Origin of the sequence: Veillonella parvula (genome assembly GCF_018366295.1) — a bacterium.
GTDB lineage: Bacteria > Bacillota > Negativicutes > Veillonellales > Veillonellaceae > Veillonella > Veillonella parvula_P.
Genome location: NZ_JAGZIJ010000008.1, coordinates 98,299 through 116,001 on the forward strand (window position 1 = coordinate 98,299; position 17,703 = coordinate 116,001).

The 17,703-nt window shown below is 41.3% G+C and carries 20 protein-coding genes and 1 pseudogene; 9 read left to right on the forward strand and 12 right to left on the reverse strand.

What is annotated here, in order from left to right; all coding sequences use genetic code 11:
- Nucleotides 1–60: 60 nt before the first annotated feature.
- From hisD to KHY58_RS07995, 9 genes are all read right to left on the reverse strand, one after another.
- Nucleotides 61–1,338 (reverse strand): histidinol dehydrogenase, encoded by a 1,278-nt coding sequence (gene hisD, locus KHY58_RS07955; protein WP_105086836.1) that lies wholly within the window; start codon nt 1,336–1,338, stop codon nt 61–63.
- Between the two features lie 65 nt (nt 1,339–1,403).
- Nucleotides 1,404–3,005, reverse strand: a complete 1,602-nt coding sequence (gene hisG / locus KHY58_RS07960; protein WP_195213592.1) for an ATP phosphoribosyltransferase — start codon at nt 3,003–3,005, stop codon at nt 1,404–1,406.
- A gap of 243 nt (nt 3,006–3,248) precedes the next feature.
- The gene (gene hisJ / locus KHY58_RS07965) at nt 3,249–4,112 is read right to left on the reverse strand and encodes a histidinol-phosphatase HisJ (RefSeq protein WP_012863724.1); all 864 of its coding nucleotides are present in this window, start codon (nt 4,110–4,112) and stop codon (nt 3,249–3,251) included.
- Between the two features lie 100 nt (nt 4,113–4,212).
- Entirely contained in the window at nt 4,213–4,713 is a 501-nt protein-coding gene (locus KHY58_RS07970) for a GNAT family N-acetyltransferase (RefSeq protein ID WP_123138330.1), read from the reverse strand.
- 137 nt (nt 4,714–4,850) lie between these two features.
- Nucleotides 4,851–5,522: an energy-coupling factor transporter transmembrane component T family protein gene (locus tag KHY58_RS07975; RefSeq protein WP_195213545.1), complete on the reverse strand. Its 672-nt coding sequence runs from the start codon at nt 5,520–5,522 to the stop codon at nt 4,851–4,853.
- A 9-nt stretch (nt 5,523–5,531) separates the two neighbouring features.
- On the reverse strand, nt 5,532–6,344 hold the full coding sequence (locus KHY58_RS07980) for an energy-coupling factor ABC transporter ATP-binding protein (protein WP_195394545.1): 813 nt from the start codon (nt 6,342–6,344) through the stop codon (nt 5,532–5,534).
- On the reverse strand, nt 6,337–7,962 hold the full coding sequence (locus KHY58_RS07985; protein ID WP_278472895.1) for a tryptophan transporter: 1,626 nt from the start codon (nt 7,960–7,962) through the stop codon (nt 6,337–6,339). Before KHY58_RS07985 ends, KHY58_RS07980 begins: the two co-directional genes overlap by 8 nt.
- 140 nt (nt 7,963–8,102) lie before the next feature.
- Nucleotides 8,103–8,423 (reverse strand): type II toxin-antitoxin system RelE/ParE family toxin, encoded by a 321-nt coding sequence (locus tag KHY58_RS07990; protein WP_008715166.1) that lies wholly within the window; start codon nt 8,421–8,423, stop codon nt 8,103–8,105.
- A 2-nt stretch (nt 8,424–8,425) separates the two neighbouring features.
- Entirely contained in the window at nt 8,426–8,671 is a 246-nt protein-coding gene (locus tag KHY58_RS07995) for a type II toxin-antitoxin system prevent-host-death family antitoxin (RefSeq protein WP_004694224.1), read from the reverse strand.
- 215 nt (nt 8,672–8,886) lie between these two features.
- On the opposite strand from KHY58_RS07995, the gene KHY58_RS08000 reads away from it, so the two are divergent.
- The 9 genes from KHY58_RS08000 (at nt 8,887) to rbsB (ending at nt 16,228) form a co-directional block, all read left to right on the forward strand.
- The gene (locus KHY58_RS08000) at nt 8,887–9,408 is read left to right on the forward strand and encodes a cysteine hydrolase family protein (RefSeq protein WP_278472898.1); all 522 of its coding nucleotides are present in this window, start codon (nt 8,887–8,889) and stop codon (nt 9,406–9,408) included.
- Nucleotides 9,409–9,516: 108 nt separating this feature from the next.
- Nucleotides 9,517–10,173 (forward strand): NAD(P)H-binding protein, encoded by a 657-nt coding sequence (locus KHY58_RS08005; protein ID WP_004694229.1) that lies wholly within the window; start codon nt 9,517–9,519, stop codon nt 10,171–10,173.
- Nucleotides 10,174–10,410: 237 nt separating this feature from the next.
- The gene (locus tag KHY58_RS08010; protein WP_278472901.1) at nt 10,411–10,692 is read left to right on the forward strand and encodes a type II toxin-antitoxin system Phd/YefM family antitoxin; all 282 of its coding nucleotides are present in this window, start codon (nt 10,411–10,413) and stop codon (nt 10,690–10,692) included.
- A gap of 4 nt (nt 10,693–10,696) precedes the next feature.
- Nucleotides 10,697–11,023 carry a type II toxin-antitoxin system RelE/ParE family toxin gene (locus KHY58_RS08015; protein WP_278472904.1) on the forward strand — a complete coding sequence of 109 codons (327 nt, stop codon included), beginning with the start codon at nt 10,697–10,699 and terminating at the stop codon, nt 11,021–11,023.
- A 340-nt stretch (nt 11,024–11,363) separates the two neighbouring features.
- Nucleotides 11,364–12,251, forward strand: coding sequence for a ribokinase (rbsK, locus tag KHY58_RS08020; RefSeq protein WP_278472906.1), 888 nt, complete (start codon nt 11,364–11,366; stop codon nt 12,249–12,251).
- A gap of 190 nt (nt 12,252–12,441) precedes the next feature.
- The gene (gene rbsD, locus KHY58_RS08025; RefSeq protein ID WP_278472910.1) at nt 12,442–12,855 is read left to right on the forward strand and encodes a D-ribose pyranase; all 414 of its coding nucleotides are present in this window, start codon (nt 12,442–12,444) and stop codon (nt 12,853–12,855) included.
- 44 nt (nt 12,856–12,899) lie between these two features.
- Nucleotides 12,900–14,381: a sugar ABC transporter ATP-binding protein gene (locus KHY58_RS08030; RefSeq protein ID WP_205112770.1), complete on the forward strand. Its 1,482-nt coding sequence runs from the start codon at nt 12,900–12,902 to the stop codon at nt 14,379–14,381.
- Nucleotides 14,381–15,316 carry an ABC transporter permease gene (locus KHY58_RS08035; RefSeq protein ID WP_004694241.1) on the forward strand — a complete coding sequence of 312 codons (936 nt, stop codon included), beginning with the start codon at nt 14,381–14,383 and terminating at the stop codon, nt 15,314–15,316. Before KHY58_RS08030 ends, KHY58_RS08035 begins: the two co-directional genes overlap by 1 nt.
- Nucleotides 15,317–15,325: 9 nt before the next feature.
- On the forward strand, nt 15,326–16,228 hold the full coding sequence (rbsB, locus tag KHY58_RS08040) for a ribose ABC transporter substrate-binding protein RbsB (RefSeq protein WP_278472915.1): 903 nt from the start codon (nt 15,326–15,328) through the stop codon (nt 16,226–16,228).
- A gap of 54 nt (nt 16,229–16,282) precedes the next feature.
- On the opposite strand, the gene KHY58_RS08045 is transcribed toward rbsB, so the two are convergent.
- The 3 genes and pseudogenes from KHY58_RS08045 to glnQ all read right to left on the reverse strand — a co-directional run.
- A complete protein-coding gene (locus KHY58_RS08045; protein WP_278472917.1) occupies nt 16,283–16,681 on the reverse strand; it encodes a hypothetical protein in 399 nt (132 codons plus the stop codon).
- A 133-nt stretch (nt 16,682–16,814) separates the two neighbouring features.
- A complete protein-coding gene (locus KHY58_RS08050) occupies nt 16,815–17,297 on the reverse strand; it encodes a GNAT family N-acetyltransferase (RefSeq protein ID WP_004694248.1) in 483 nt (160 codons plus the stop codon).
- 129 nt (nt 17,298–17,426) lie between these two features.
- Nucleotides 17,427–17,703: pseudogene (glnQ, locus tag KHY58_RS08055) on the reverse strand (glutamine ABC transporter ATP-binding protein GlnQ); the annotation flags it as partial.

Here is a 17,703-nt window from a genome sequence, read left to right on the forward strand (position 1 = left end):
ATATTTTAAATACACATATAAATATAGATACCAAATTTATTTTCTAATATTTTTTATAAGCTATTTTTCAAATCGTACTTCGATGGCACGAGCATGCGCTTCGAGACCTTCCGTACGAGCCAATGTAGTAATGTGTTTTGCCACTTCTTCTAAACGTTCTTTTGTAAATTGTGTGAAAGATGTACGTTTCACAAAGTCATATACGCCTAACGGAGATGAGAATCGCGCCGTACCACTAGTAGGCAATACGTGGTTCGTACCACCTACATAATCGCCCAATGGTTCAGACGCATAAGCGCCGAGGAATACGGAGCCTGCATTTTGAACGAGGCTCATGTAATTCATTGGATCTGGCAATTGGATTTCCAAATGCTCTGGCGCCACTTCGTTCATCACCGTGAACATGTCTTCAATGCTGTCCATAATAGCAATGTAACTGTTGTTTTCAATAGCTGGACGAGCGATACTTTCACGAGGTAACAGTTTAAGTTGACGTTCCACCTCATCGGATACGGCATTTGCTAAACTTTCACTAGTAGTCACCATAATAGCGCGCGCACGAGGATCATGTTCAGCTTGAGATAAGAGATCTGCTGCGAGGTGAACTGGATTTGCGCTGTCATCGGCGATAACACCGATTTCACTTGGACCCGCAATCATGTCGATATCGACTTGGCCAAATACTTGACGTTTCGCCGTTGCCACGTAAATATTGCCAGGGCCTACGATTTTATCTACCTTTGGAATCGTTTCCGTACCATAAGCAAGGGCCGCCACACCTTGGGCACCGCCCACTTGATATACCGCATCAACGCCGGCAAGCTTTGCAGCACCTAATACGGCAGGATTAATGCCATCCTTTTGAGGGGGCGTAACCATAACGATTTCTCTCACCCCTGCGATTTTTGCAGGCAAAGCAGTCATGATAATGGTCGAAGGGTACGCGGCTGTACCTCCAGGGACGTAGAGACCAACGCGAGCCAAGGGAATCACCTTTTGACCGCGGATGATACCCGGTGTATCCATGTCCACAAAGCCCTGCTCGATTTCACGGCTGTGGAATTCTGTAATGTTTGCCTTTGCCTTTAATAATGCGGCTTTCAAATCATCAGATAAAGACTCATAAGCTGCGTTGATTTCCTCTTGAGGCACCTTGAAATCTTCAATGGAAACGCCGTCAAATTTTTCAGAATACGCTTTGAGCGCCGCATCACCGTTAGTGCGGACATCAGCAATGATATCGTACACCCGACGTTCAATCTCCATATCTGTGGTTTGTTGTGTATAATTCCGTACGATGGCAAGCATCGCCTCTAATGATTCCTTATATATTTTCATCTGTCGTCCTTCTTCCTACTTGAGCTATCCGTATTGCTAGTTAAATATATGATTCACTCTACATCTTACTTATTAATTGCTTCTGAAAGCTGATCTATGAGATTAAAAATGGTATTTCGCTTTTGTTTTAATGCTAGCGGATTTGCTACTAAGCGTGTAGATATCGGCTGCAACCAATCAAAGATTTCTAGATTATTTTCACGTAAAGTGGTACCCGTTTCCGTAATATCTACGATAGCATCTGCTAGTCCTACAAGTGGGGCCAGCTCAACAGAGCCTTCAATCTTGATGATTTCCACATCTTGAGCTCCAAAGTACTGTTTTGTAATGGTTGGATATTTTGTACCAATTCGTTGACGGCGACCTTCTTTAGGATCGTAGCCCGCTAAGGACGCCAAGATGAATTGGCATTTACCCGTTTGTAAATCTAGCATTTCATAGCTTGTATCGTCTTGTTCATCGAGCACATCGCTACCAACGATACCAAGATCAACAACACCATTTTTCAAATACGTCGTTACATCTGGCCCCTTTGCAAGGATGATCTCCATAGAATCGCCTAAAGAGATGATGAGCTTACGCGCCTTATTATGTAATGGCTCGCAATCAATGCCACCTGCTTCTAGGAGTGGAATAAAATCCTTTTCTACGCGCCCCTTCGTAAGAGCGATACGCAATGTATCGTTATCTTGAGCTTTGCTTTCACCCTGCAAGGTAACATCAGTCAAGACGTCGATATTGAAAGCCATCCCTACAGCCGGCATCGGCGTACCATCAAAGCTAGATAGCAAGCCATCATAACGACCGCCGCTAACAATATATTGAGACACGCCATCCACATAGCCTCTAAACGTAAGGCCTGTGTAATAGGATTGAAGCGGTTCCGTAGATACATCGATGCGAACCTGTTGCCCCGTTGCTTCCACTTGATTTGCCATATCTACGAGATTATCTAAAATACGCTGCGCCGCTGCAGGCAAGATAATTTGGTTTAGCTCATCCTTTATATCTTGAACCGTACCAAATAAACGAGGCCATACAGTTAAGAATGGATATAACGCACTATTTTTAAAATCAGAAATCAACTCGTTATATCGTGGCAAGTATTTAGTGAATAACGCCTCTAAGAGCTCCGCTTTTTCATCATCGCTGAGTCCAAGAGCATCGGTAATAGCACGAGAGAACCGAGCATCCCCAATTTCGAGCAACAAATGATTACCCAACTGAGCTTCGTTCACCTCTTTAATAATCTTGAAGCACTCTTGCTCAGCCTCAAGCCCTTCGTAGCCTACCATCTCGATGCCACCTTGCGTCACTTGGTTCACATCGCCGCGGTGCTTTTTATTTTTCATAAACACATCGCCCAAGTAGTAGAACGTGCGAGGCAATTCAATATTGGTAGTCGCCAAAAAACGACCGATTGGCATCGTCAAATCAGGACGAATTACGACGGACACTTCAGAACTATCCATGAATTCATACATATGTTGACCGCGTCCCATTGCATAGCCATTGAATACATCTTTGTACTCTACAAGAGGCGTAGAGATCTTTGTGTATTGACGATTTCGACAAAGACCGAGCACATATTGACTCACATCATCCTTGCGCTCTGCTACGATCCCTATATCATCGCGGAAACCAGTAGGTAATTGCTGCTGTACCATCGTAAACATCCTTTCTATCAATTGATTCATATCATTTCTCACACCTGTGAAAGCCATATACCTTTGCTATTATTCTAGTTATGTGGTTATTCAATACACCATGAGAAAAAATTTACCTATATCGATACTTTTCTATTTTATCGCTTTACTTTATTAAAGTATGAAATTATAATATAACGGTTCTATAGAATTGTCAATAGAACCGTTAATATTTCATGTATTTACTATAATAATGATTTTATGCTAGCCCCAAACGTTTTCTATATCTGCCACGCTATGTGCATCAGATCCCAATACAAATGGCACACCAATGATAGCCGCCATGCCTTGAATGAAGCGGCTTGGATACATTTCACGGCAGTCTGGTTTAAAGAAGCCGCTCATGTTGTAGTCTAGCTCGCGACCTTGGACGCGCATAATATGCAAAATATCGCTCACCACCTGCGCATTGCGACGATCTAAATGACGTTCAAAGCCAAAGTGATGTTGGTATTTCTTGATTAAATCAAAGTGGCCTATACGTTTAGGTGTATATTCACCGAGGTCAGCACGCACGGCTTGGCGCACGGTGGAGTAATATTTGTAATATAACTCATATTGTTTTTCGATCCACGGCCCAAAACCTTTTTCGAATTCTTCAGGACTGTAGTCTAAGCAGTAAAAGGCATTATTAACGCCTTCCATAAAGTGAACGGATAAAATATTATCATCCGTCAACGGACCATAACGATCCAAGAACTCTTGAATATCTGATTCAAAGCCTGGAATATAATCGACTTCAAAACCGAGAGAAATATCGATATGTGTGCCATACGCACGTTGTAATTGACGGCCTAGCTCTAAGTAGGTATCAACTTCATTTAATTTCAAAGACGCTGTGTCATAGGCCTTTTTATCGCCACCGTATTCTGCAGCAAAAGCTGTTGGCAATGGTGCATGTTCTGTAAGGCATACCTTTTCAATACGCAACTCGATAGCCTTTTCTATCATCATCGCAGTTCGGTCCCCACTACCATGTGGACACAACTCCGTATGCACATGACCGTCCACGAGACGGCTACGATACTTACTATATCCAACGAACTGCCGTTCATCTTTCATGTTCATTCAATCACCCCTATTCGCCCTAACCCCTGGCGAATCCTTATCTATAATCTATACATCATTGGTATAACGTATTAATTTATATATTTTACTATACTAATTATTATACCAATAATGCGTATGTTTCGGTATCCTGATATTTACCATGTTTGAATCCAACTTGAGGCGTTAGACCACAATAGGTAAAGCCAAATCGCGCGTGTAACTTGGTGCTGCCTTCATTGCCAGCCGTAATAACGGATACCACATTGTGCAATAACGGATCATTTTTTGCTATTTCTAAAATATGAGCCATCAGTTGTGTAGCAACCCCTCTACCGCGATAATCTTGATGGATATAGATAGATAATTCGACGGTACTTTTATAGGCCTCTTTAGGTCGATATGGTGAAAGCGATGCATAGCCTGCTACAATCCCATCAATGGTACCTACCACAATAGGATGGTGCTCATCGCTATGAGCCTCATACCACTCCTGCCACTCTGACAACGTGCGAGGTTCAAGATCAAGCGTGGCTACGCCGTTTACAACCTCATAATTATAAATATCTAAACAAGAGGCTATATCATTCCTTGTAATTGGTCGTATTACTAATTCACTCATAAGTATTCCTCAAAACTGTAGGTATCCTAAAAAATATTATTTCTATTTAACATAATATATAAAAATAGCCCACATACGCAAGAAAAAGGACGAGCTACAACTCGTCCTTTTAATTATATTATTTGATCAGTAAAAAACTAAGCTGCAATAACAAATAAAATAATCGTTACTACCACAAGGCCTGCAATCACAGTATAATCGATTCTTTTCAATCCTACGGATGCAGCAAAGCTGTGTGTGGGGCCACCAAAGCCCCGTAGTTCCAAGGATAACGCCATTGTTTCGGAACGGCCCAAGGATTTTAACAGCAATGGTTGAATAACAGATGCATAGGATTTGATACGCTTAATGAAGTTGCCTTCTAGAGATAAGCCACGGCAAGCTTGCGCCTCTTGTACAGCATGGCTTTCAGCAATGAAGTCAGGCACAAAGCGAAGTGCGGCAGTGAACATAAATGCATATTCGTAAGGAATTTTACATTGTGTTACGAGCGCTGCCGTAAGATCTTGCAATTTTGTAGTTGCCAACAGGCCTATAAAGACAAGTGTCATAGCCAACATTCGTAAGCCGGATACGATGGCAGAGGTTACATCGCCGCTGCCAAGGAATTGGATGAGTCCAAGAAATACAGCGAAGCTAGTTAATGCCAACACGGCTTTGCGTTGTTTGAATAACAAACCTGCCAAAAACAGTACACCGAGTTCTACTACGACTAATGCCAATAGCGATGCCCAGTCACGCAATAGGATGGCCCACACGGATACAGCAAGGGTCATCAAGATTTTTGTTAACGGTACTAAACGTTCCATATGTCCCTCCTATTTTCCGCTCAACTGAGCCACTAACTTAGATTTCAATTCATCCATAGATTTGCAATAACCTAAGGATGGTACCGCTAATGAAAGTTCCACACTTGGCGGCTTCGTAAGGCCTAGCTCTTGCAATTCATCCGTAGATTTTTTGAATAATTCTTCTGGACTGCCGTCAAAGGCAACGGTTTGGTTGCCCATGATGATAGCACGGCTACATTCGCTAGCCATGATTTCCATATCATGGGTAATAAGAAGGATTGTGATACCTTCTGAATTAAGCTGACGCAATAATGCTAATAGCTCTTTAGTTTCCTTACCATCTTGACCACTGGTTGGTTCATCAAGGATGAGGATTTTAGATTGCATAGCCAACGCAGAAGCAATGGCAACGCGTTGCTTTTCACCGCGGCGCAATGTTGGAGGATAGGCTTCACGCAAATGGCCGATGCCTGTGCGCTCCAATACTTCATCAACAATACGCTTCACTTCGGCTTTACTGCGCCCCAAGGACTCAGGTCCGAAGGCAACCTCTGTGGCTACGGTAGGTCTGAACATTTGGCGATCTGGCTGTTGGAATACATAGCCGATAAATTGACCCCGTTTAGACGGCGGCATGGACGTAATATCTCTGCCGTTATAATACATGTGGCCTTCCCTAGCCTTTTCGAGGCCGACAAGCAATCGCGTAATAGTCGTTTTGCCGCAACCATTACGACCACCGATAGCGATATATTCGCCCCCTTCGATGGTGAAAGTCACGTTTTGGAAAATATCTACGGATGGCACATAGCCAAAGCGGATGTTTTCAACCTTAAGCATGATCGCCACCGTCCTTTCCTGGTACATCATCAACGCGTTGAACTGGTTGTCTATTTTCTACTATATTAGATTGATCAGCAAGATTATCTACTATATTTCTTTGATTAGCTGGAGAGTTGCTTTTACCATGCACCTCGGTTTGAATCGCATGAGCCATTTCAATTTGGTGCAAACCCTTGATAGCAGACTCGATGCTGAGCCAAGGTTCATCGCTGTGGAAGCCAGCTTGTTCCAATTCCATATAAGTTGTAAACACGGATGGCAATGCATCGACGTGAATATTGTGTTCATACATATAACGAAGCGTAGTAGGTACATCGTCATCACAGGCGATAGAACCATTTACCATGAGGGCCATACGGTTAGCGTACGGCAATACGGCATGCAAATCATGGTCGATAACGACAACGGTGATACCGTGTTTTTGGTTCAAATCACCTACGAGGCGATATAATTCAGCAGTCCCATCTGGATCGAGGGAGCTTGTCGGTTCATCAAGAACAAGTACGGTTGGGTTCGTAGCCAATACGGATGCGATAGCCAAACGTTGGCGTTGACCACCAGATAAACTTGTAATCTTGCGGTCTTCTAAGCCTACGAGGCCAACTTGCTTAAACACCTCTTCAGAACGAGCTTTAATAGTTTCACGGTCATAACCGCGGTTTTCCATAGCAAAGGCTACTTCTTCACGAACTGTCATCGTTACGAGCTGTGTATCGTAGTCGGCTAGTACTACACCGATATGGTTCGCAAGTTCTGGGATTTCCATTTGCGTAGTCGCATGACCATCTACGAAGACCATGCCTTCTAGCCGTCCACCATAGAATTTAGGCACCGCCCCTACCATCGCCATACAAAGGGTACTTTTACCACAACCTGCAGGGCCTGTAACAACGAGGAAATCACCTTCATTTACATCGAGATTGATATTTTCGAGGGATGGTGTAGTCGCCTTAGGATGATAGTAATTTACGTGCTCAATGGATATTTTAGCTTGGCGCTCAGGCAAGATAGTCAAGCGACTATGATCAGATGTCAATTGGTCCGCATTTGGCAACATGCCACGTTTAGAAAATAGACGTTGTGCCGGAATATATAAGATTGGCGTAATGGCACCATTCAAGGCCCCTACAATGAGTACCAATGGCCACATGCCGTACATGTACACATTATTTGGCAACCCAAGCACTTGCCACAAAATGGTAACAAAGATACCGCCAGATACAACAGTTGCTAAGAAGCCAGACACGACAGGCGTTAAATCAAAACCACCAATTTTACGGAACTTCATGGACAACATAGCGCGCGTTACGAGAGCCGCCGTCAAAGCACCGCCTGGCTCAGACAACAAGTTGCCATAAGGGAACGCTGACTTAGACGTCAATACGTTGATGAGGGCCGCCACGAGGCCAATCCCCAAGGTTTGACTCAAACTAGGACGAGTCAATAAAATAGCTACGCAGTACGTAGCAATCGTCCAGTTCGGCGTTACCCCAGCCACACTAGGGCTTACCAAATGCAAAATCGTGCCCAATGCGAGCATCAATGTGCTAACAGTAACCCATCTAAACTGGCCACCCTGCACATGTGTGTACACAAGATCCTGAATCCGTTCCATAATAGCCTCATTTCTATAAAAATATATATGGATTTATTTTATCATTCTTCGAGAATTTGTGAAAGCCTAGAGGCTATCAAGGGACTTCAAGTAAAGCCCATAAAAAAAGCACCATCTATTAATGATAGTGCTTTTAAGAACTAATGTACTTCATCTAATAATATTCTAAGATAATTACGTCTACTGTTTAATATTCTATCAATATAGATAGTCCGATCTAAATAACGGTAAAAACTTAAATAATTATGACAAAGTAAATATCTGTATTCAATTTTACTTCCTAGATTAATCAATAATCGCTGCCCCATTTCTGGAAATATACTCAACGAATCATTCGCAGTTACTATATCCAAAACGGTTTTCTTAGCTAACTCAATATCACCGGTTTCTTCTTCTATAAAAGATTTTATTTCTAGCAAATCTTCTCGTGCTTTTGGTGCATAGCTAATTTGATTATTCATAATTAAATCCCCAATTCAGTCTTTAGTTGCTCTGATGAAATCCAGCCTTGTTCTTCACCAGATTTACGACCTGTCTCTAAAGCGCCCATAAGTTTTATCGTAGCCATTAGACGTTCATAATCTTGAATATCCATAATTGCATATCGGCCTCTACCATTTTTAGTTAAGAATACGGGACTATCTATAGTAACATCACGTAAAACTTCAGAATAGTTTCGTAAATCTGAAATAGGTTTTATATTCGGCATACTATCACCTCCAGAATACTTTAGTGATATACTACTCATTTTTCTAATATCTTATCACTATTGTAGTTAAATTATCGCGTAAATTCAACATTAAATTTTACAGCACCCTTTAAAATTACTATCAACATCTATGATACTTATATCTTCCTTTTCTTGTTATATACTTATGATATAATGCGCATAGATACTTATTTATGAATAAAAAAGGAAATATCATGGCACAAGCATTAATCGTAATCGATATACAAGAAGGCTTAGTTAAGGAAAACCCTTACAATGCCAAAAACTTTATCTCAAATACAAAAGCAATCATTCAACATTTTAGAGATCAAAATATAGAAGTCATTTTTATCAGACATTCTGAAGATGAAGGCTTATTAGCAACAGGTAGCGATAATTGGCAAGTCTATCACGAATTAAAACCGCAAGAAAACGAAAAGATTTTCAATAAATATTACAATAGTATCTTCAAGGACACTGAATTAAAGGAATATTTAAACCGAAAAAATATTACCGATTTAACATTCGTAGGAATGCAGGTGGAATTTTGCATTGCTACATCTGTGAAAGTAGGCTTTGAGTATGGTTATAATATCACCATCGTCGAAGATGCTATCTCAACCTTTGACAATGAGTATCTACCAGCCGGTACAATCTTATCCTTTTACAAAGAAAAGATTTGGCGGAATCGATTTGCACAGCTAAAAACAACAAATGAAATGTTAAGCATCAATTAAATTACGAAAATAATACAAAGATTTTTATAATTTTTTCTCACGTATTTGTCATATATGTATGTTAAAATTTTATTAAATATTTATGCCCGAACATAGGAGGTCTTTTTTATGTATAAGTATATTACGATTTTAGGAGCTGCGGGCCAAATAGCTCAAAAGTTGACTGCTACACTATTAACATATACAGATATGCACATTACATTATACGGTCGTCAGTTGAAAACACGTATACCTCCAGAGATTATCGACCATGAACGTGTTACAGTGATTGAAGGTTCGTTCCAAAATCCTGGTAAATTAGAACAAGCTGTAACAAATGCGGAGGTTGTATTTGTAGGTGCTATGGAGTCTGGCAGTGATATGGCTTCCATCGTGAAAGCATTGAGCCGCAAAAATATACGCCGTGTTATCGGTGTGTCCATGGCTGGACTTTCTGGTGAATTCCCTGTAGCACTTGAAAAATGGACCTTCGACAACTTGCCGATTAGCTATGTTCAAGGTGAGCGCCAAGCACGCAATGTATTACGCGAATCCAACTTAAATTACACCATCTTGCGCCTCACATGGCTTTACAATGATCCAGAGAAAACTGATTACGAACTCATCCCTGAAGGGGCTCAATTCAACGATGCCCAAGTTTCACGCGAAGCAGTGGTAAAAGCCATCTTTGATATCTTACACGCTGCGGATGAAACGCCTTTCCACCGCACAAGCATCGGTGTAGGTGAACCAGGTACACACTATGACAAACCAAGCTTTCACTAATATATAAATAAATATTTTGTAAAAAAGAGAAATTACTATATACCAATACAAGACTATCTTCAATACTCTTGAAGATAGTCTTTTTATATATCATTTTATGATTAAAGTATCTAGTTAACCTCATTTGAATTAAATATCTCATATATATATTTGTATACTGCAATTATATCGTTTAAATGATATAATTACAGTATAAGAATGATGAACAAATACTTTTAAAACTATAAGGAGATAACTATGGGAATATTACGTGAAACAATACGTCCATCCTCTGATTTACGAAATAAGTATCCTGAAATTTCTAAATCCTTACAACTTAAAGATGAGGCTGCTATTATTACTGTAAATGGCCGTGGAGACACCGTAAGTCTCGGCTATAATACTTACAATATGTTAAAGTCAAAAATAGAATTACTATCCTCTCTTGTAGAAGGGCAAAACGATATCATTCAAGGTCGTACCACTACACTTGATGAAACTTTCAACAGTATTGATAAAATGCTAGAGCAAATGGGGTAAATCTATGGACTCCCAAACTTACACAATCATTCCTACTGAAAAGTTCAATAAAGAGCTACATCAACAAATACTTTATGTAGCTATGCAGTTTTCAAAAGAAACAGCTATACAAGTCAAAGAAAATATTCAAAATTCAATTTTAAATCTTATGAATCATCCATATATGGGGACTACACCTAAAATTAGAGCACTTAATGACAGTGACTTTCGAATGTTGATTTTAGAAAAGCTTATTATTTTCTACACAGTTGTAGAGAAAACTAGAACTATTTATTTAATCTCTATACTTGATCAACGACAGGATTATGTAAATATACTAAACGGATTATAACATTTGAACTAAACCAGCGCTTCTTTAAAAATTAAATACCCTTCAAAGTGGTATATCCTAAATCTAATCGGTACATTTTTACTCATGTAACATAGATTTTGGGTATACCTTTTTTATTCCTACATTTTAAAGATATTTATATAGATAAACTCACGTATTTACGCTATACTAATAAATGATTAATATACACTTATAGGTATGTGAAAGCAAAGGCCTCTTAGATTATCAATTATATTTATATATACAGTTCGTTGTATAAAATATTCAAGATTCTATGTATAAAAATAAATGATAGTTATTTTTAGTCCCAGTTAGGGCAGAGGCTTATTAAGGAGTTATTATGAATCGTATTGTTGTTATTGGCAGTTGCAACATGGATATTGTAGTCCTCGCGGATAAACGCCCTACTGCAGGCGAAACAATTATGGGCAACGAATTGCACATCGCGCACGGTGGCAAGGGTGCAAACCAAGCGGTGGCTGCGGCTCGTCTAGGTGCAGAGGTCACGATGGTCGGCTGTATCGGTGAGGATGCATACGGCCAAATGATTTTAGATAATTTAAAAGAAAATTTCATCAATACAGATTACATCGTTACGGTACCGAATACTACAACCGGTACAGCACACATTACATTGGCTGAAGGCGATAATAGCATCATCGTGATTGCAGGCGCTAATGCTAAGGTAGACCAGTCCGTAGTAGATAACGCTTGGTCTGCTATCGAGCAAGCCAATCTTGTGATGGTGCAAAACGAGATTCCTATTCCAACTATTGAATATATCGTTCGTCGTTGTCACGAGGCGAATGTGAAAGTCCTCTTAAATCCTGCTCCTACAGCCGACCTCGATTCGGAATGGTTAGAATTAGCAACCTATATTACGCCAAACGAACATGAGCTATCTGCTCTCTATCCTAACCAATCTACAGAGGAGACTTTACTAGCTAACGAAAACAAAATCATCGTTACCCTTGGTAGCAAGGGTGTAGGATATGCCGACAACGGTGAAATCCACATCGTACCTGGCTTCAAGGTTGAGCCCGTAGATACAACAGGCGCTGGCGATACTTTTAACGGCGCCTTTGCAACGGCTATTGTTAATGGTAAAAGCTTAGCCGACGCTCTACACTACGGTAATGCAGCAGCTGCCCTCTCCATCCAACGCTTGGGTGCTCAAGGTGGCATGCCAACAAAGGACGAGGTCGCTGCATTCTTGGCAAAGAGTTAGCATATTGAATAGACCTTTAAAAGCTCCACTGGCCAGGTCTGCCTTCGCAGGGCCAAAGTCGCTTTGAAAGGTCTATTCAATACAAGCTATACATTCTTATGTAACGAATGCATCTGCCCTCTATATAACAAAGGGAGTTAATGAATGAGGCGTTAAAGCCTCAGTCATTGGAATAGATAAGGAGTTATTTATGCAACGACACGGCATTTTAAATAGCCATATTGCTAAGGTGCTTGCTGATTTAGGTCACACAGATACAATTTGTATCTCAGACTGTGGTTTGCCAGTACCTGAAGGGGTTCAAAAAATCGACTTAGCCTTAGATTTTGGCGTACCGAGCTTTGAGCAAGTAGTATCCATCATCGCTAAACATATGAAATCCGAAGCGATTCATGTGGCAACAGAAATTAAAGAAAACAATACTAAGGCTTATGCCTTCTTGGAGTTTACCTTCCCATCCGATCAATACGAATGGATTGAAACGAGCCATGAAGCTTTCAAAGAAGCCACAAAACAATGCAAATGCATTATTAGAACTGGTGAAGCATCTCCGTATGCAAACATTATCTTGCGCGCCGATTGTATTTTCAGCGATCGTCCGTAGAGCAATAGATTAGAGATACTTTCACCAGTCATATAGGAGTAGTTATGGAAATTGTTATGTCAGGCATTGCGAAGGCATTTGGTACAAACCAAGTGTTGCGCGATGTAAGTATTACCCTCAAGGAGGGCGAGGTTCACGCCTTGATGGGCGAAAACGGGGCCGGCAAGTCTACCCTCATGAATATCCTCACTGGTATTCACAAGGCAGACGCTGGTACCATCACCATCGACGGCGTAAAGCGCACCTTCCCGAACCCAAGAGAGGCCGAGCTGAACGGTGTAGCCTTCATCCACCAAGAGCTCAACATTTGGCCAAATTTAACATTGTTAGAAAATCTATATTTAATGAGACCAAAGCACAACAAATTTGGTATGCTCGATAAAAAGGCGATGCTCACTGAGGCTGAAAACACATGTCGCGAACTAGGCATCGAATTGCCGCTCACAACAGAAGCAGGCCTTTGCTCCGTTGGTCACCAACAGATGACGGAAATCCTTCGTATCTTGATGTTAGATGCAAAGGTTGTCATCATGGACGAACCGACAGCAGCCCTCACAGAGCGTGAAACGGCGACATTGTTCAACATGATGCGCAAAATGAAAGCACGCGGCGTTGCTATCGTATATATTTCTCACCGCATGGAAGAGGTATTTAGCGAATGTGACACAATTACGGTTATGCGTGATGGTCACACAATTATCACTAAACCAACATCTGATATTTCCGTAGACGAAGTGGTACGTCACATGGTAGGCCGTTCCATCGACGAGTTCTACCCTGCTCGTACTACAACACCGGGCGATGTGGTTATGAGCGTGGATAACCTCAAACCAGAAGGTTTCGACAACGATATTTCCTTCTCCTTGCGCAAAGGTGAAATCCTCGGCGTAGCAGGCCTTATGGGCGCTGGCCGTACAGAAATTATGCGCGCCATCTTCGGTGTAGATAAACACAATGGCGGTACCATAACCGTTAACGGCTCCGTTCTCAACTGTAAAAAACCAGAAGATGCCATCAAAGCTAGGATTGCTTTCATCACAGAAAATAGAAAGAGCGAAGGCTTGATCCTCGATTTTTCCATCGGTTCTAATATTACATTGCCGAATCTTGGCGAAATTTGCCCCTCTCATGTACTAGATAAGAGCAAACTTACGTCTTTTGCTGACGAATTGTCTAAAAAATTAGGCGTTAAAACACAATCGATTCACGAACCAGCGTCATCCCTATCCGGTGGTAACCAACAAAAGGTAGTTATCGCAAAATGGGTTGGCAAAAAACCATCCATTATCATCATGGACGAGCCTACGCGCGGTATCGATATCGGCGCGAAACGTGACATTTACGATTTAATGAACGAATTAACGAACGATGGTGTGTCCATTATCATGGTGTCCTCTGAGTTACCTGAAGTGCTGGGCATGAGCGACCGCGTTATGGTCATTCATGAAGGCCGTGTAGCAGGTATCTTGGACCGCAGCGATGCAACACCAGAATCGATTATGACATTAGCCACAGGAGGACAATAATGGACAGCAAAGCTCTACAATATGTAAAAAAATTAGGCCCCCTCATCGGCCTCATCCTATTATTTGTAATTATCTCTGTCATGAACGACAGTTTCCTTGAATTCTCTAACTTGCGTAACTTGTTGCGCCAAGTATCCATCAATGCAATTATCGCCTTCGGTATGACCTTCGTCATCTTAACTGGCGGTATCGACTTATCGGTTGGTTCCATCCTTGCCCTCTCTAGTGCAGTGATGGCAAACCTCATCGTAACTGGTACTGACCCTGTATTAGCTATCGTATTAGCCGCAGGTGCGGGCCTCGTATTGGGCGGTATTAACGGTCTCGTTATCACCTATGGCCGCGTAGCTCCATTTATCGCTACCTTGGCGACCATGACCATCTACCGTGGTGCGACATTGGTATTCACCGATGGTAACCCAATCTCTGGTCTTACGCAAGATCCTCTATTCCACGGCTTTGGCCAGGGGGATATTGCAGGTCTTCCAGTTCCAGCCATCACAATGTTCCTAGCTTTCATCATCCTCTGGTTCGTATTGAGCCGCACATCGTTAGGCCGTAAAACATACGCTGTAGGTGGTAGTGAAAAGGTTAGTTACATTGCTGGTATCAAGATTGACCGCGTTAAAATCTTCGTGTATGCCTTAACAGGTATGCTCTGTGGTATCGCCGGTGCAATCATCACCTCTCGTCTTAACTCTGCACAACCGACAGCAGGTGCAGGCTATGAACTTGACGCTATCGCGGCCGTAGTTCTTGGCGGTACAAGCCTTGCTGGCGGTCGTGGTCATATCGTTGGCACATTAATTGGTGCCCTAATTATCGGTACCCTCAATAACGGGTTAAATATTCTCGACGTTTCCAGTTTCTATCAACAAGTTGTAAAAGGTATTGTCATTTTATTGGCAGTTCTTGCAGACCGCAAGAAAGCCTAGGAGGTTCCTATGAAAAAACTATTGTTACTGTTGGCGATGGCTATCATGGTTATCGGTCTTGTAGCAGGCTGTGGTAAAAGCGCTGATAACGGCGGCGACAAAAAATCCGGCACAATCGGCTTCTCTGTTTCCACATTGAACAACCCATTCTTCGTAACTATGAAGGAAGGCGTTGAGGCTCAAGCTAAAGCGCTTGGTCTTAAAGTTAAAATCGTTGATGCTCAAAATGACCCTGCAAAACAAGCAAACGATATTTCCGACTTACTTGAAAGCGGCGTTTCTGTATTGATCATCAACCCTGTAGACTCTGCAGCTATCTCTACTTCCGTAGAAGCAGCAAATGCTAAAAACATTCCTGTAATCACTGTTGACCGCTCTGTTGATAAAGGCAAAGTAGTAGCTCACATCGCTTCCGATAACGTAAAAGGCGGCGAAATGGCCGCTCAACTTATCGCTGATAAAGTAGGCAAAGCTGCAAAAGTTGCAGAAATCGAAGGTATCCCTGGTGCTTCCGCCACACGTGAACGCGGCCAAGGTTTCCACAACGTAGCTGACAAAGACTTAACAGTAGTAGCAAAACAAAGTGCTGACTTCGACCGTACAAAAGGTTTAAACGTAGCAACAAACATTTTGCAAGCTAACCCTGATGTACAAGCTATCTTCGCTCATAACGACGAAATGGCATTAGGCGCTATCCAAGCAGCTAAATCCGCAGGCAAAACAATCTTCATCGTAGGCTTTGACGGTACTGCTGATGCAGACAAAGCTGTTAAAGACGGCACATTGGCTGCAACAATTGCGCAACAACCGGACCAAATGGGTAAAATCGCTATTGATACAGCTCAAAAAGTTATCAAAGGCGAAGCTGTAGAAGCTAAAATCCCTGTAGATCTTAAAGTTGTTACAAAATAATTGTAAATAGAAACTGGGTACAAAAAAGAGTCGCATCCTTTGATGCGACTCTTTTTATTTTGGCTCTCGTTCCAAAAATTCTTTGAAAAACTCAATAAACTTTGGCAAATATGTTTGATCTAAGCTTTCAATGGTCATATGACATTTGTAATTGTAAGTAGTACAGATGTTAACTTCCATTGTTAAGGCGCCCTTTTGATCTAACGAGAATGTGAGCGTATCCCCTTCTCCTGTTAAAGTATACGTAAAGGTTGCTGAACCTTTGCATATCTCATACAAATTTACTAATTCTTGATACCCTTTACGAATCCCAGACCAATCGCTAGGATCAATATAGCCAGAACAGATATTATAGCCTCGTTTAATATATACGCCAAACACACCAAATTCAGATAACTCTACATCCATATCAAAAGCTATTGTTAAACTTGGTTCATTTACGATTTCATACATACTATTCACACTCCACAGACAAAAACAATTTCATTTATTATAACGTAACTATATGTAAAAATAAAATAGCGACTAGTTGATTATCTTAACTAGTCGCTATTTGTATGGTAGGACTTTAAAATTAGAGTTCTTATTACAGTGTTTTCTTAAAGAATATGGTCGTATGTACCTTTCCAGGTAGTTGTTTCCGTTTATATTCTTTAAAGCCAAAGCCTTCATACATTTTGGCAAGCCATGGGTGTTCTGCAGCAGTACCTAGTGTTACGGCTGGTGTTTTATATACATTGCGCAGTAGATTTTCTGCTTCAGTTAAAACTTCACGAGCATAGCCCTTTCCCTTATGTTCAGGGGCTGTCACAAAGTGTGCAATGTGCGGATATACGTCTGGCGTAGCTTTGGGAATCCAAGGCATGCGGAATGAAATAGAGCATACTAAGGAACCATCTACGTAGAGACCAAATACAGGATATTTTAAGATCCACACCCGAGATTCTTCTGGGCTAAAGTTAATAGCATCGAAGGATATAGGGTAGTTCTTATTCTCCGCATATCCTGCAATTAACACCTCGTGATATTCAGCCGCATCATCTACGGTTAATTGTCTAAATTCTTTCATATGTACCTCGTTTAAAGCGACCTAATTCTAAAAATATTAGGTCGCCATGAATTTCTATATTACTAGGATAGCACGCATTATTATGCTCTGCATTATTTATAGAGCAGTATTTTTATAGAGCAGTACTATTTATAAAGCTGCACTATCTAGTGGCTGTTCGCTATCTAGTGTAAGGTAACGGCTCAAGAATTTACGTGTTCGTTCTTCTTTAGGATGTTCGAGGACAACTTTAGGATCACCTTGTTCTACGATGACGCCGCCTTCCATGAATACGACTTGATCTGCTACTTCTTTAGCAAAGCCAATTTCGTGCGTTACGATAATCATGGTTACCTCTAGCTCTTTAGCAATCTTACGAATAACGGCCAATACTTCGCCTACTAGCTCTGGATCAAGGGCTGATGTA